Origin of the sequence: Qipengyuania pacifica (assembly GCF_019711555.1) — a bacterium.
GTDB classification, from domain to species: Bacteria; Pseudomonadota; Alphaproteobacteria; order Sphingomonadales; family Sphingomonadaceae; genus Qipengyuania; species Qipengyuania pacifica.
On the sequence record NZ_JAIGNQ010000004.1, the window covers coordinates 69193 to 83604 of the forward strand.

At 62.5% G+C, this 14412-nt stretch carries 17 protein-coding genes and 1 other RNA gene; 12 read left to right on the top strand and 6 right to left on the bottom strand.

Going from position 1 to position 14412, the window contains the following annotated elements; translation table 11 throughout:
- Positions 1-13 precede the first annotated feature (13 nt).
- The 4 genes from K3177_RS12965 to K3177_RS12980 all read left to right on the top strand — a co-directional run bounded on the left by K3177_RS12965 (position 14) and on the right by K3177_RS12980 (position 3881).
- Positions 14-1222, top strand: a complete 1209-nt coding sequence (locus K3177_RS12965; RefSeq protein WP_221598590.1) for a hydrolase — start codon at positions 14-16, stop codon at positions 1220-1222.
- A complete protein-coding gene (locus K3177_RS12970; RefSeq protein WP_221598591.1) occupies positions 1219-2235 on the top strand; it encodes an arginine N-succinyltransferase in 1017 nt (338 codons plus the stop codon). Before K3177_RS12965 ends, K3177_RS12970 begins: the two co-directional genes overlap by 4 nt.
- Complete coding sequence (locus K3177_RS12975; RefSeq protein WP_221598592.1) at positions 2232-3485, top strand: N-succinylarginine dihydrolase; 1254 nt, start codon at positions 2232-2234, stop codon at positions 3483-3485. Before K3177_RS12970 ends, K3177_RS12975 begins: the two co-directional genes overlap by 4 nt.
- A gap of 144 nt (positions 3486-3629) precedes the next feature.
- Positions 3630-3881 (top strand): hypothetical protein, encoded by a 252-nt coding sequence (locus tag K3177_RS12980; protein WP_221598593.1) that lies wholly within the window; start codon positions 3630-3632, stop codon positions 3879-3881.
- Between the two features lie 54 nt (positions 3882-3935).
- Here the strand turns inward: K3177_RS12980 and ssrA are convergent.
- Positions 3936-4279: a transfer-messenger RNA gene (gene ssrA / locus K3177_RS12985) on the bottom strand.
- Between the two features lie 79 nt (positions 4280-4358).
- A complete protein-coding gene (gene mscL / locus K3177_RS12990; RefSeq protein WP_221598594.1) occupies positions 4359-4835 on the bottom strand; it encodes a large conductance mechanosensitive channel protein MscL in 477 nt (158 codons plus the stop codon).
- A 151-nt stretch (positions 4836-4986) separates the two neighbouring features.
- Here mscL and K3177_RS12995 point away from each other — a divergent pair, with 151 nt between their 5' ends.
- Genes K3177_RS12995 through K3177_RS13015 form a run of 5 tightly spaced genes read left to right on the top strand, consistent with a single transcriptional unit; the run spans position 4987 to position 8471 of the window.
- The gene (locus tag K3177_RS12995; RefSeq protein WP_103024312.1) at positions 4987-5610 is read left to right on the top strand and encodes a LemA family protein; all 624 of its coding nucleotides are present in this window, start codon (positions 4987-4989) and stop codon (positions 5608-5610) included.
- 11 nt (positions 5611-5621) lie between these two features.
- Positions 5622-6464, top strand: a complete 843-nt coding sequence (locus K3177_RS13000; protein ID WP_221598595.1) for a TPM domain-containing protein — start codon at positions 5622-5624, stop codon at positions 6462-6464.
- On the top strand, positions 6464-7138 hold the full coding sequence (locus K3177_RS13005) for a TPM domain-containing protein (protein WP_221598596.1): 675 nt from the start codon (positions 6464-6466) through the stop codon (positions 7136-7138). The genes K3177_RS13000 and K3177_RS13005 overlap by 1 nt, the downstream gene beginning before the upstream one ends.
- Positions 7139-7140: 2 nt before the next feature.
- Positions 7141-7686 (top strand): NUDIX hydrolase, encoded by a 546-nt coding sequence (locus K3177_RS13010; RefSeq protein WP_221598597.1) that lies wholly within the window; start codon positions 7141-7143, stop codon positions 7684-7686.
- A gap of 2 nt (positions 7687-7688) precedes the next feature.
- Entirely contained in the window at positions 7689-8471 is a 783-nt protein-coding gene (locus K3177_RS13015; RefSeq protein ID WP_221598598.1) for an SDR family oxidoreductase, read from the top strand.
- Positions 8472-8576: 105 nt separating this feature from the next.
- On the opposite strand, the gene K3177_RS13020 is transcribed toward K3177_RS13015, so the two are convergent.
- Genes K3177_RS13020 through K3177_RS13030 form a run of 3 tightly spaced genes read right to left on the bottom strand, consistent with a single transcriptional unit; the run spans position 8577 to position 9065 of the window.
- Positions 8577-8798 (bottom strand): PspC domain-containing protein, encoded by a 222-nt coding sequence (locus tag K3177_RS13020; RefSeq protein ID WP_221598599.1) that lies wholly within the window; start codon positions 8796-8798, stop codon positions 8577-8579.
- Entirely contained in the window at positions 8795-8911 is a 117-nt protein-coding gene (locus K3177_RS13025) for a recombination protein F (protein ID WP_221598600.1), read from the bottom strand. The genes K3177_RS13020 and K3177_RS13025 overlap by 4 nt, the downstream gene beginning before the upstream one ends.
- A gap of 34 nt (positions 8912-8945) precedes the next feature.
- Positions 8946-9065, bottom strand: coding sequence for a recombination protein F (locus K3177_RS13030; RefSeq protein WP_221598601.1), 120 nt, complete (start codon positions 9063-9065; stop codon positions 8946-8948).
- A gap of 231 nt (positions 9066-9296) precedes the next feature.
- Between K3177_RS13030 and recF the strand changes: the two genes are divergently transcribed.
- On the top strand, positions 9297-10376 hold the full coding sequence (recF, locus tag K3177_RS13035; protein WP_196845729.1) for a DNA replication/repair protein RecF: 1080 nt from the start codon (positions 9297-9299) through the stop codon (positions 10374-10376).
- Here recF and K3177_RS13040 read toward each other — a convergent pair.
- Entirely contained in the window at positions 10373-11074 is a 702-nt protein-coding gene (locus K3177_RS13040; RefSeq protein WP_221598602.1) for an arylesterase, read from the bottom strand. The genes recF and K3177_RS13040 overlap by 4 nt on opposite strands.
- 47 nt (positions 11075-11121) lie before the next feature.
- On the opposite strand from K3177_RS13040, the gene K3177_RS13045 reads away from it, so the two are divergent.
- Together K3177_RS13045 and K3177_RS13050 are read left to right on the top strand one after the other, a co-directional pair.
- The gene (locus tag K3177_RS13045) at positions 11122-11811 is read left to right on the top strand and encodes an ABC transporter ATP-binding protein (RefSeq protein WP_345725406.1); all 690 of its coding nucleotides are present in this window, start codon (positions 11122-11124) and stop codon (positions 11809-11811) included.
- On the top strand, positions 11808-14315 hold the full coding sequence (locus K3177_RS13050) for an ABC transporter permease (protein ID WP_221598604.1): 2508 nt from the start codon (positions 11808-11810) through the stop codon (positions 14313-14315). Before K3177_RS13045 ends, K3177_RS13050 begins: the two co-directional genes overlap by 4 nt.
- Positions 14316-14412: the final 97 nt, after the last annotated feature.

Genomic DNA, 14412 nt, shown 5'->3' on the forward strand with positions numbered 1-14412 from the left:
AAGGACGTTGCACATGAAACCTGATATTGCACCGCAAGCCCTGCTCGACACGATTGATGCCGATACGATGCTGCGCGAAGTGCAGGACTGGGCGGCCATCAATACCGGCACTGCCAATATCGAAGGGCTGGATCGCATGGCCGGCATCCTGGCCGATGCTTTCAGCGTCCTGCCGGGCGACGTCGAACTGATCGACCCTGCGACCGTAACTGCCATATCCGCAGAAGGGCGCGAATTCGAAAAACCGCACGGGCGGCACATGGTGCTGCGCGTCCGGCCCGATGCGGAACGGCGCTTCGTGCTGACCGGCCACATGGACACGGTCTTCCCCGTCGATCACCCGTTTCAGGAGGTCAGCTGGATCGACGATGACACGATCAACGGCCCCGGCACTGCCGATATGAAGGGCGGCCTCGATGTCATCCTCCATGCGCTGAAGACGTTCGAGACGATGGAGAGCGCCCCGCGGGTCGGATACGATGTGATGATCAACTCGGACGAGGAAACCGGCAGCCTCGCCAGCCGCTCCCTGATCGAGGAACTAGCCCGCGGAAAATATGCCGCGCTCACCTACGAACCCAGCGCCCTGCCCGATGGAACGCTGGCCCATGCGCGCGGCGGTACGGGTAATTATTCGATCACCTTCACGGGCAAGTCCGCCCATGCCGGGCGCAATCCGCACGACGGGCGCAATGCCATCGTCGCCGCATCCGATCTCGTATTGCGGATCAAGGCCCTCGAGGCAGACGACATCACCGTCAACCCCGCCAAGATCGAAGGCGGCAGCGCGAACAATGTCGTGCCCGACCTTGCCATCCTGCGGTTCAACATTCGCCCCAAATCGACCGACGCCATGAACCGGTTCGATGGACAGCTCGATGCGGCTCTCGCTGCCATCGAGGCCGATCATGAAGTCGGCATCCACCGTCACGGCGGGGTGACCCGTCCTCCCAAACCGGTCGATGAAAAGGCGCAGCGCCTGTTCGATCTCGTCAAGGCATGCGGCGCGGAACTCGGGCAGGACATCGGCTGGAAACCGACCGGCGGCGTGTGCGATGGCAACAATATCGCTGCCACCGGCGTACCCGTGGTGGACACTATGGGCGTGCGCGGCGGCGCCATTCATTCGCCCGACGAATTCATGATCGTTCCTTCGCTTCGCGAACGCGCCGCGCTTAGCGCGCTGGTTCTCGCCAAGCTATCTTCCGGAGACCATCTGTGACTTTTCGCCTGCGCGCCGCGCATATCAGCGACCTCGAACACCTCTACGAGATGGCCAAGCTGACCGGCGGCGGTTTCACCAATCTGCCGGCTGATCGCGCAGCACTGACCAAGAAGCTTGAACGGGCGGATGATGCCTTTTCGCGCGATGCCGACGAACTCGGCGACGACCAGTTTACGCTCGTGCTGGAAAATACCGAAACCGGGCAGGTGCGCGGCACCTGTCAGCTTTTCAGCCAGGTCGGCCAGCAATGGCCGTTTTACAGCTATCGCCTCAACACGCTGACCCAGCACAGCCAGGAACTCGATCGCACCGTGCGGGCCGAACTCCTCAGCCTAGTTACCGATCTGGAGGGGTCGTCCGAAGTGGGCGGTCTGTTCCTCCACCCGGGAGAACGCGCAGGCGGGCTCGGCCTGCTGCTGGCACGCAGCCGCTATCTGTTCATCGCCATGCACCGCCACCGCTTCGCCAATCGCATTTTAGCCGAATTGCGCGGCGTGATCGACGATCGCGGCGGCTCGCCCTTCTGGGACGGCGTGGCCGGCCGCTTCTTCGGCATGACCTTTCAGGAAGCCGACTATTTCAATGCCATCAACGGCAATCAGTTCATTGCCGATCTGATGCCCAAGCACCCCGTCTATGTCGCCATGCTGGATGACGAAGCGAAGAAGGTTATCGGCGTCCCCCACCCGTCGGGCCGCGCCGCCATGCGGATGCTGGAGAACGAAGGCTTCGCCGCGGAAGGCTATGTCGACATCTTCGATGGCGGCCCTTCCATGACGGCACGCACCGACAATGTGAAAAGCATCGCCGGGTCCACTCCGGGCCGGGTCTCCGCGACCGATCTCGACATTGGCGAGCGTGCGCTGATCGCCACCGGCACGCTGGGTACGTTCCGCTGCGCCTACGGCATGCGTGAGACAGGCGAGGACGGATCCGTCGCCATCGACGCGATCTGTGCCGAAACACTCGAAGTCGGCGAAGGCGACGAGGTGTGGAGCGTGGCGCGATGAACAAGCTGGTCGAAATCAATTTCGACGGGATCGTCGGACCCAGTCACAATTATGCCGGCCTCAGTCTCGGCAATATTGCCAGCGCCAGCCACAAGGGCAACGCTTCCTACCCGCGCGCGGCAGCGCTGCAGGGGATCGCGAAGATGCGCGGCAATTTGGAGCGCGGGCTTGCACAGGGCTTTTTGCTTCCCCTTCCCCGGCCCAATTTCGGTCTGCTGCGCGATCTGGCGGTAGGCGACGAAACCAACCCGGCGCTCATGGCCGCTGCATGGTCGGCCAGTTCGATGTGGACTGCCAATGCCGCCACCGTCAGTCCCGCGCCGGATACCGGCGATGGCCGCTGCCATCTGACGCCAGCCAATCTGGTCACCATGCTGCACCGCGGCCAGGAATGGCGCGATACGCAGGCGCAGCTGAAGATCGCATTCGGTGATCAGCGGCATTTCGCGGTACACGATGCGGTCCCGTCCAGCTTCGGCGACGAAGGTGCGGCCAATCACATGCGGTTCTGCGACAGTCACGATGCGCCCGGCGTGGAGGTGTTCGTCTATGGCCGCCCCGGCGGGCGCTTTCCCGCGCGCCAGCACGAACAGGCAAGCCGCGCCGTCGCCCGGCTGCATGGACTCGAGCCCCGGCGCTGCGTTTTCATCGAACAGAACCCCGCGGCCATCGAGGCCGGAGCCTTTCACAACGACGTCGTCGCCGTGGCGAACGAGAAGGTCCTCTTCACGCACGATCAGGCCTTTGCCGACCAGATCGACGCTTACGAAGCCATCCGGGCCGTATTCCCCGACCTCCATGTCGTGGAAGTGCCGGAAAGCCAGGTTACTCTCGAAGAGGCGATCCGCACCTATCTCTTCAATGCGCAGCTCGTGACATTGCCCACCGGCGAAATGGCGCTGGTCGTCCCCAGCGAATGCCAGGAAAGCGCCAGCGTCTGGTCCTGGTGCGAACGCATGCTCGCGTCCAACGGTCCGATCCGCCACGTCATCCCCGTCGATGTGCGCCAATCGATGGCGAATGGCGGCGGCCCGGCCTGCCTGCGGCTGCGCGTGGTGGCAGATCCTGCGACGGTCGACGCGCGGTTCATGCTGGACGAGGCGAAGGCCGAACGGCTCGAGGCGGTGATTGCCCAGATGTGGCCGGAAACAATTCAGCCCGATGAAATTGGAACCGAAGCTCTCGCAGCGAAGGTCATCGAAGCGCGCGAAGCCCTGCTGGCCGTATTGTCGCTGGACGAGCTGGCATAATTTCCACCGCCCCAGATTGGGGCGTGCGGATACATCGTCGGGCACTTTTACACTTCTTCGCGCATTAACTAGGCGAACCCGCAGATTCGCGCCGCTGGCACGCGAATTGCATCGCGGGGCGTTAAGAAACGGAGTGAGGCGCGCGTGCTGAAGAAGGTGAAACGGCTGTTCGTGATCAAGACGCGCTTCGAGGCCTATCTGATCATCTTCGCCCTGGCACTTGGCGCAATGACCCGCGGCGCCGATTACACGCTGCAATATCCCGGCGTGGGCGGCTATCTGCTCTTCGCAGCGACATCGGGCGCAGTCTTCCTCGGCGGCGCGAAGATCCTCGACGCCTTGCGCTACGAACGCGAAGCGCAGGAAGCAGTGCCGGGTGAACCCGAGTCCGAATAAAGCCGTTCGATGAAATGGGTGGGGGTTTCTGTTGCTAGCTACCCCCGGAGCCCCGGAATCCGCTTCTGTTGCCCGGTGGGTCCAACCGCGCTTTAGCTTTGTAAGATCAGGGCGTTAGCCCATCAGATTACGCTGCGAGAGCGAGTGCTTCGTTATCGTTGGCACTTGTGTGTTGTGAACAGTTTTACGGGTTACTCAGCCCGGGCGAAAACACTGCCTTTCAGCACACGTCGATCCTAGTTCGGCCCCGTCATAACCCGCCGGAAAAGGCGGTTTGTGGTGGAGCCGCCGGGTACTGCCCCCGGGTCCGTTGTACCTATTACACAGCGCAGTTTATCGCCATATCCGGCCGAAGCCGACAGCCTCTATATAGCGATGCGGAGCTTAATGTGAAGTGAGCGGAGCGCGCCTTTTGCCTTGGCAGTGTCGCGCCCCGCCCTTTCTTCGAGCGTACCCCTTCCGATGCAGGCCCTTGCCCTAGGCCGCGCCGCCATCCTTGCGCAGTTCCGCCAGGATTTTCTTCAGCACGTCGAGTTCGGGATTCGTCGGCACGTCTGCGTTCTTCGAGCTGTCCTCGGTCGCGGCGGCCTTGCGCTGCATGTCTTCGGTGATCTTGTTCACGCTGCGAACGAGCATGAAGAGCGCAAAGGCGACGATGAAGAAATTGATCACGGCGGTGATGAGCGCGCCGTACCCGATCATCGCCACGCCTGCTTCCTTGAGCTGCTCGTAATTGTCGAGCGCGCCTTCATAGCCTTCCGGTATCTCGCCCAGCTGCAGGAACCAGTTGGAAAAGTCGATGTCGCCGAAGATCCAGCCGATCAGCGGCATTATTATCGCTTCGGTCAGCTGCGTAACGATACCGCTGAACGCGGCGCCGATTACGACACCGACTGCCAGATCGACAACATTCCCGCGCGCGACGAACTTCTTGAATTCTTTTCCCAGGCTCATGGCGGTATGATTCCCTTAACCCTTAAAACTGGCGCCTTCCCTGCCATGATGGTTTGGCAGTCACAAGCGGGCGTTAATCTTGAACCGGCGCCATGGTGTGCTATCTAGATAAAGCAGTACGTCCCCCGACTCCCTAAGAAGGATTCTTGAAATGAACCGATTCGCCGCTTTCCGTGCCTCGATCGTCGCCGCCGCTGCGCTGGCGATATCGGCCTGCGGGATCAACTCGGTGCCTGCTGCTGAAGAAACGGCAAAGGCCAAGTGGGCCGATGTGGAGGCCGCTTTCCAGGAACGCGCCAATCTCGTTCCCAACCTCGAACAGATCGTGATGAGTTCCGCTGAACAGGAGCGTGCGACGCTTGAATCGGTCATACAGGCCCGCGCATCCGCCACCCGTCCGGAAATCCAGCTCGATGGCAACGATCTGAGCGACGCGGACAAGATGGCCCAGTATCAGCAGGCGCAGAACACCTTCGGCGGCGCGCTGTCGCGGCTGATGGCCAATGTGGAAGCTTATCCCGAACTGCGCAGCCAGGACAATTTCGGCCGCTTCATGACCCAGATCGAAGGTCAGGAAAACCGGATCCGCGTCGCCATTCGCGACTATAACGAAGCGGTGCGCGCCTATAACACGACGATCCGCACCTTCCCCGATACCATCGGCGCCAACATCATTCACGGTGCAGAACCCATGGTTCCCTACGAAGCCGTGACGCAGGGTGCAGAAGTCGCTCCAACCCTGGACATGCGTTCGGATAGCAGCGCCGCAAACTGAGCGGCACAAACATGCGCCTGTTTCTCTCAGTAATCCTGCCGGTGGCGGCGGCGCTGGGCTTTGCCCTGCCCGCCGCTGCCCAGACCTTTCCCGAACGCGGCACAGCGCCGGTGGTGGACGCTGCGAACATCATCGATGACGCAACCGAAGCCGCTCTGACCGAAAAGCTGGACGCGTTCGAGCAGCGCAACCAGCGTCAGTTCGTGATCGCGACGATCCCCGATCTCGAGGGTTACGACATTTCCGACTATGGCTATCGCCTTGGCCGGGAATGGGCGCTGGGCGATGCGGAGCGTAATGATGGCATCATTCTGATCGTCGCTCCGAACGAAAAGAAGATGCGCGTCGAGGTCGGCTACGGCCTGGAGGGCGTCATCCCCGACGGGCTTGCTTTCGAATATGTCGAAGGGATGAAGCCATTTTTCCGCGATGGCGACTATTCCGGCGGGATTAGCTGGGGTGCAGACCAGATCATCAAACAGCTCGAACTGCCTCCTGAAGAAGCGGCCAAGGTGGCCCAGCAGGTGAGCGAACAGCGCGAAAGCGACGGCGGCTTCCCCATCGGCGCGCTGATCTGGCTCGGCTTTATCTTTTTCTTCTTCGTGCTACCCATGCTGAGCGGGCGCGGCCGGCGGCGGCGTTATCGCAAGGGACCGTGGGGCAATGCCGCACGCGACATCATTCTCTGGGAAGCCGGCAAGGCGATCGCACGCGGTCTCACCGATGACGACTGGGGCGGCGGTGGCGGCTGGGGCGGAGGCGGCGGCTTCGGCGGAGGCGGTGGCTTCGGCGGCGGCGGCTTTGGCGGCGGCGGCGGCAGTTTCGGGGGCGGTGGCGCCTCCGGGGGGTGGTAATGGGCTATCTTTCTCAATCCGATCACAAGATAGTATCCGATGCCGTCGCGGCGGCCGAACTTACCACCAGTGGCGAAATCGTGACCGTTCTGGCCGATCGCAGCGATGGCTATTCGGATGTCGTGCTGGTGTGGGCCGTGGCGCTGGCCTTCACGGCCATGAGCCTGTTTGCGGTGATCCCGCAGCCCTTCATGGATCTGTGGGATTCGCTCGTCGGTGGCTGGATGCACGAATGGACGACCGGTGAACTCGCCAGCATGACCATCGCCCTGGGGCTGGTCGCCTTCACGCTGGGATGGCTGTTGCTGAGCTGGGACCCGCTGCGCTTCGCCCTTACCCCCGGCCCGGTTAAGAGTGCCCGCGTTCACAGCAGCGCAATCAGGCATTTCAAAGTCGGCGCGGAACAGCGCACGCATGGCCGCACGGGCGTACTTCTCTATCTGTCCATGCGCGAACACCGCGCGGAAATCGTTGCCGACCAGCCCATTGCCGCAATTGTGCCGGCAGAAGTCTGGGGCGAAGCGATGGCGGACATGCTGGAAGAGCTCAAACAGGGCCACATCGCCGAAAGCCTGGCCATCGGGGTACGCGACGTCGGCATGGTACTGTCAGAACATTTCCCGCGCGCCGATGACGACCGCAACGAGCTTCCCGACCGACTGATAGAAGTCTGACCATGCCCGTCCCCGATCACGATGCGGACGAGAAGATCGTCTGGCAGGGCAAATACATCACCGCCAAAACGCGCGGTCGATGGGAATATGTGGGTCGTCCCCGCAACATCCGCGCGGCGGTGATCCTTGCCGTCGACGAAGACGACCACGTGCTTCTAGTAGAGCAGTACCGGGTGCCGCTTGGCCGGCCCTGTATCGAGCTACCGGCGGGTCTCATCGGCGACGAGGCTGATTTCGAAGGCGAAGACCCTCTCGTTGCTGCCGGGCGGGAACTGGTAGAGGAAACGGGCTATCGCGCCGATGTGCTCGAAGATCTGGGCACGTTCTGGTCCTCTCCCGGAATGGTCAGCGAAAGCTTCACTCTGGTCCGCGCCAGCCAGCTGGCGAAGGTCGGCGAAGGCGGCGGGGTCGGCGGAGAGAACATCACCGTTCACCGTGTCGCCCTATCCGACATTGCCGCTTTTACCGCCGCCAAACGCGCCGATGGTTGCGGGATCGATGTGCGCGTGCTCATGCTGCTGGGACAGGGAATATTGGCAGGAGAGTGACGATGGCAGGACGGTGTGCAGGCAAGCTGGCACTGGTGACAGGCGCGGCGCAGGGGCTCGGCCGGGCCCATGCAACCCGGCTGGCCGAAGAGGGCGCGCGGGTGCTGTGCACCGATATCAACGGTGATGGCGCTGCCGAAACCGCCTCGCTCATCAATGCGGATCTGGGTGACGGCACCGCCCATGCGATCCGGCACGACGTTACCGATCCCATTGACTGGGAAGCCGCCGTGGACGCTGCGCGCGAGAATATCGGCGGTCTCAACGTCCTGGTGAACAATGCCGGTATCGGCGTGGGCGGCAATATCGAAACCTGCGATTTCGACGATTGGAAACGCTGCTTTGCGATCAATGTCGATTCCATTTTTCACGGCTGCCAGAAGGCGCTGCCGCTGATGCGCGAGCATGCACCCGGCTCGATCGTGAACATTTCCAGCATTGCGGGGCTGATCGCCAGCGACACCATGCCCGCCTACAACTCGTCCAAAGCCGCGGTCTGGATGCTGACCAAATCGATCGCGCTGCACTGTGCGAAGAAGAATATGCAGATCCGCTGCAATTCCGTGCACCCGACCTTCGTCGATACGCCGATCCTCGATGGCACGGCGCTCAATCACAATCTCGACAAGTCTGTATTGCTGGAAAAGCTGGCGCGGCAAATTCCGCTCAAATTCGTGGGCGAGCCCAACGATATCGCCAATGCCGTGGTCTATCTCGCCAGCAACGAGAGCCGCTTCATGACCGGTGCCGAGCTCAAGCTCGATGGCGGCATTTCCGCGATGTAATTCCACGACTGCAGAATCAAGAGAGGGGCCATGCGGCCCCTCCCGGTTCTCTTTGTGTGAGCCACGGCCGGCACGAAAACCGGGACGGTAGGCGCGGGGCCGTGGTCAGTCTGCGATCAGTGCGATCGCCAGGTAAAGCAGGATGAAGCTGCCAAATCCGAGTAGTGTTCCTGCGACGAAGCCGAGGCGGACCCAGGTGGCGTCGATGTCGAAATAGCGCCCGATGCCGGAGCAGACCCCCATCATCTTGCCATTCGTGCGATCGAGCGCAAAGCTCTTGGCTGGACGGACGGCATCGTCCCCTTCGCGGAATTTCAGATTGCTCATGCGATAAGTCCATTGGGCGAGGCAGGTAAGATGGCGGTGGCGAAAAAGAGGGCTGAAAGGGCCAGTGAAAAGGCGGCTGCGAAGAGCTTGTGGCCGTTGTCAGAGTTGAACATGTTTTCCTCCTGAAGAATGTGGGCGGTTGGCCGATCAGGCGACGAGACCGGCGGGGCTTGCGGGGATGATGGCGGCGGCCATGAACATTGCCGAGACACCCAGGGCGAAGACGGCGGCGAGTGCACGGTTGCTGGCATATTCGAAGATGGACATTGTGTTGCTCCTTGATCCTTGGTTCGTTTTTCCCGGACCATCCGGGATGCCAAGTACTTTGCAACGGGTGTGCCAAACTCGAAAAATGACGGAATTCCGTCAATTTTTCCTGAACCATGAGAGCAAACATCGTTCACCAATCCGAAAGGTTGGGGAATTTCCCCAACTGTTGGAAATGATATGTTTTGAAGTGGCGGGCATGGCGACGGCGCGCTATCGAACGCTCACCTCATGGCGCTCGATCGCATCTCCCTGACCGACTTTCGCAACCACGGTTCGACCGAACTGGGCGATACCGCCCAGTTCAATCTGCTCGTGGGCGAAAACGGTGCGGGAAAGACCAATATTCTCGAAGCGCTTTCCCTGCTTGCCCCAGGGCGCGGCCTGCGCCGCGCTGCCTTGTGCGACATGGTCCGCAATGGCAGCGATGCTGGCTTCGGCGTGGGCGCCAGCCTGCTGCAGGATGGTGAAGCCGTACGGCTCGCCACATATTCGGAAAGCGCCAACCCGGGCCGCCGCCGCGTCCGGATAAACGGGGCGGAAAGCAGTGCGACCAGCCTCGGGGAATGGCTCGCGGTGACATGGCTCACTCCCGCCATGGATGGCTTGTTCACCGGCGCCGCCGGCGACCGCCGCCGCTACATGGACCGGCTGGCGCTTGCGCTCGAACCAGCGCACGCCAGTCATGCAGCCCGCTACGAAGGTGCCCTGCGCGAACGCAATCGCCTGTTATCCGATCTGCGAGAGCCTGAGAGCGCCTGGCTCGATGCCATCGAAGCCCAAATGGTTCAGCATGGCTCCGCCCTAATGGCAGGCCGCGCGCGGCTCGTCGAAACACTGGCGGTAAGGCTGGCGGAAATGCCTGCCGAACCGTTCGCTCGCCCCGCCCTTACCTATGCCCCGAGCGCGCCCGATCATTCGGATGGTCTGTCGCAAGCGCTCTATGACAACCGCAAGCGCGACCGCGCCGCACAGCGCACCCTGCTCGGCCCGCATCGCGACGAGCTTGAAGTCATCCACGCAGCCAAGCGGGTCCCCGCTGCGCAAAGCTCGACAGGTGAACAGAAAGCGATGCTGGTCGCCATGACGCTGGCCCATGCCGGGCTGGCGGCACAAGGGCGGGCAGGCTTGCTTTTGCTGGACGAAGTGGCCGCGCATCTCGATCCCGTTCGCCGCGCCGCTCTTTTCGAACAATTGCGCAGCAGTGGAGCGCAGGTTTGGATGACCGGAACCGAGCCAGCCCCTTTCAGCAGCATAGCGACGGAATCCGCCGTCTGGGCTGTAACGGCGGGATCGGTGACGCGCGCCTAGGGCTTCGGCGGTAGCGCCTTTTCCACATCGCCCATGGTATTGCGCACCAGAGCCGCAATTCCATCAGCCGTGGGATGGATGCGGTCGTCGAGGAAGAGGCTATGGTCCTCATAGATGCTCTCGAGCCAGAACGGGATCAAAGCCGCATCGTATTGGCTGGCAAGCTCGCTATACAGGCTGTCGAACTGCTGCTGGTATTCCGGCCCGTAATTCGGCGGCGCCCGCATACCCATCAGCAGGACAGGGATCTCTCGCTGGCTCAGTTCCTGCAGCATCGCTTCGAAATTGGCGCGTGTCTGTCCAGGCTGGATACCGCGCAGCATGTCATTGCCGCCAAGTTCGAGGATGACGAGATCGGGTTTGACCTCCTGCGCATCGAGAGTGAAGGCCAGCCGCTGCAGACCGGCTGCACTGGTATCTCCCGAAACGCCGGCATCGATCACCCGCGCGTTGATTCCGTCCTTGCGCAGTGCATCTTCAAGCTGTTCGGGATAGCCCTCGTTCTCTTCCAGCCCATAGCCTGCGAACAGGCTGTCGCCGAAAGCCAGTATGCGCCTCTCCGGCCCTTCGACAGCGATATCGGCCGCAGGGGTTTGCTGGCTCGCTTCCGCTTCGGTTGATGGCGCCGCATCTTGCGCGCCGCCGCAAGCGGACAGTGCCATGGCGGCGAACAGGATCGACAAATGCCGCAAACGCATCGGCGAGTTTCCTTGTGCAGTTTTTCGCTCCATGCCATCGCAGTACCGTGACGAACTCTCAAGCAGCGATTTCCGCCCGCAACCTCACCCTGACCCTCGGCTCCAGCGATGCTCCCGTCGAAATCCTTCGCGGGATCGATCTCGACATTGCGCGTGGATCGACTGTCGCACTGCTCGGTCCTTCCGGCTCGGGCAAAAGCTCGCTGATGGCCGTTCTTTCGGGCCTCGAGCGTGCCAGCGGGGGAACCCTGGTCGTAGCGGGTGAAGATTTCGCGACGCTGGACGAGGATGCTCTTGCGCATGCCCGGCGCGGGCGCATTGGCATCGTGTTGCAGGCGTTCCACCTGTTACCGACCATGACCGCGCTGGAAAACGTCGCCACCCCGATGGAACTGGCTGGCGAACGCGACGCCCAGGCGCGGGCCAAAGCCGAACTCGAAGCGGTTGGCCTTGGCCACAGGCTGGATCATTACCCGCAGCAATTGTCCGGCGGCGAACAGCAGCGTGTCGCCATCGCCCGTGCAATCGCTCCGCGTCCCGACCTGATCTTCGCCGATGAGCCTACCGGCAATCTCGATGCCGCCACGGGTCACGAAATCGTGGAACTTCTCTTCAACCGCCGCGTCGAAACCGGAGCGACATTGCTCGTCATTACGCACGATCCTGAACTTGCCGAGCATTGCGAGCGCGTGCTGCAGCTCGGTGATGGCCGCATCGCCAGCGACACTGCGGCGTGACCTGGGCGATTGCCTGGCGGATCGCGCGCCGCGATCTCAACGCTCGCTTTCGCGGCTTGCGCCTTCTACTCGTTTGTCTGTTTCTCGGCACGGGAGCATTGGCAGCGATCGGATCGCTGACGGCAGCGATAGAGCGCGAGATCGAAACCAACGGCCGGACCTATCTCGGCGGCGATCTGCAGATCGAACTCTGGCAGCGTGACCTTACCGATGAAGAACGCGCTGCACTCGGTCAGCTTGGCGATGTTTCAGCCGGAACCCGCATGCAGGCCATGGCGCGATTTGGCGAGCAGGCCGCACCGATCGAACTGAAGGCCGTCGATAAGGCCTATCCGCTTTATGGCCATTTGACCCTCGAGGACGGCCGTACGGTGGGCGCTCCAGGTTCCGACGAAGCCTGGCTGTCGCAGGGCGCAGCCGATCGCTTGGGCGTCGCGCCGGGCGACACTATCGACATCGGCACGGAGAAGTTGTCGATCGGCGGGATCATCGCCGATGAACCCGATCGTCTCGGTGAAGGTTTTCAATTGGGTCCGACAATCATCGTGGCAGAGGATCTCCCCATCCGCGCCGGGCTGATCGCGCCAGGATCGATGTATCAGTCCAAGACTAGGGTTCGCTTCACGCAAAGCCGCGATACCGAGGCGGTCGGCGAAGAACTGAAGCAGCAATTTCCCGACGCCGGCTTCGATATCGATACGGCGGACCGCGCTGCACCCGGCACCGACCGGTTCGTGGACCGCATGAGCGAGTTCCTGACGCTTGTCGGCCTCGCGGCGCTGGTTATTGCCGGTATCGGTATCGGAGGGGGCGTCACATCCTATCTCGACGCGCGCAGGCAGGGGATCGCCACCCTCAAGATCCTCGGCGCGACCAGCAATGACATCGCACGTATCTACGCACTGCAAATCGTCGCGGCTACGCTGGCGGGCAGCCTTGCAGGGATTGCCGCCGGCATCGCCATCGTTCCGCTTCTGGCAACGGCGTTGCAGGGTCTCCTGCCCGTTTCCAGCGGAGTGATCATCGATCCCGGCGCGATCTTGTTGGCTGTGGCCTATGGCATGCTGGTGGCGCTGGTATTCGCGGCCCCGCCCTTGCTGCGCGCACGCAATTTCCCGGCCATGGCGCTGATGCGCGCCCGCGTCGCGCCGCTGGCGCGCGATCCACGCGCACTGGCTTTGGTCGGCGGGGGTCTCGCCGCCATCGTCGCCCTCGCCCTGCTGACATCCGACAACCCCATGCTTTCGGGCAGCTTCCTGGCCGGAGCCGCCGCCATACTCGGCCTGCTCGCCTTGCTCGGCCTTGGCATTCGCCGGCTCGCCGCCGCCCTTCCCCGGCCGCGCAACCCGGTCGCGCGCAATGCGCTTGCCAACCTGCATCGCCCGGGCTCATCCACCGGCGCGCTGGTAACCGCCCTCGGTTTCGGACTTTCGGCCTTTGTCCTGCTGGCAGCGGTTCAGAGCGCCATCGACGGCAATATCGCCAAACGCGTGCCGGACCGTGCGCCCGACTATTTCGTGCTCGATATCCCGCGCGACCGGGTGGACGACTTCGAGACGTTGGTCCGCAATGCGGATCCGGGTGCAAGCTGGCGCACGGTCCCTGCACTGCGTGGCTCCGTGCTCGCATTCGGCTCCGAAGGGGCAATGACCCGCACCGCCGATCTGGACGAAATTCCGGATGGTGCGTGGGCCCTGCGCGGGGAACGCGGCCTGACCTATGCCGATCGCCTGCCGGAAGGCAACGAGTTGACCGAAGGCACGTGGTGGGGACCAATGTATGCAGGCGAGCCGCTGGTTTCGGTCGACGAGGATTTTGCCGACGCCGCAGGCCTGAAGGTCGGCGACATGCTGACCTTTGGTGTACTCGGCGTAGAGCGGACCGCCCGCATCGCCAATCTGCGCCGCATCGACTGGGAAAGCATGGGCTTCAACTACGTCTTCGTGCTCAGTCCCAACGCCCTTCAGGATGCACCGCATAATCTCGCGGCGACCGTCGAGCTCAGCCGGGGCACGCCGACCGGCCCACTTCTGCAATCGCTGGTGGCAGCCCTCCCCTCGACTTCGGTGATCGAGGTTGGCGGTGTGCTGGAACAGGCTCGGACCATCCTGGAACAGGTCGGCTTTGCCACGCTTGCCGCGGCCAGCGTCGCGGTCCTTGCCGGTCTTGCCGTTTTGCTGGGCGCCATTGCTGCCGCGCGCGCATCGCGGACGTACGATACCGTCATCCTGAGGGTGCTAGGTGCCGATCGCCGCCAGATCATTGCTATGCAATTGATCGAATACGTCGCCCTGGCGGCAACGCTTGCGGTCGTGGCGCTTGGCATCGGCAGCCTTGCTGCATGGCTGGTCATCACGCAGTTGTTCGAATTCGACTGGCTGCCGGATTGGGGCCAAGTGCTTGCCGTGCTTGGCCTCGGCGTCTTCGTCGTTCTGGCTTTCGCTCTTGGCGCTTCGTTGCCGCTACTGCGTGCCAAACCTGCGCAGGCGTTGCGGGACCTCTAAAAGCCCAGGCGATTCAAAAAAAAGCCCCGCGAGAACGCGGGGCTCTAAGATAAAGCGCTCGGTGCAATGCACGAGCCCTTCGGGTCGCATCTGCGAT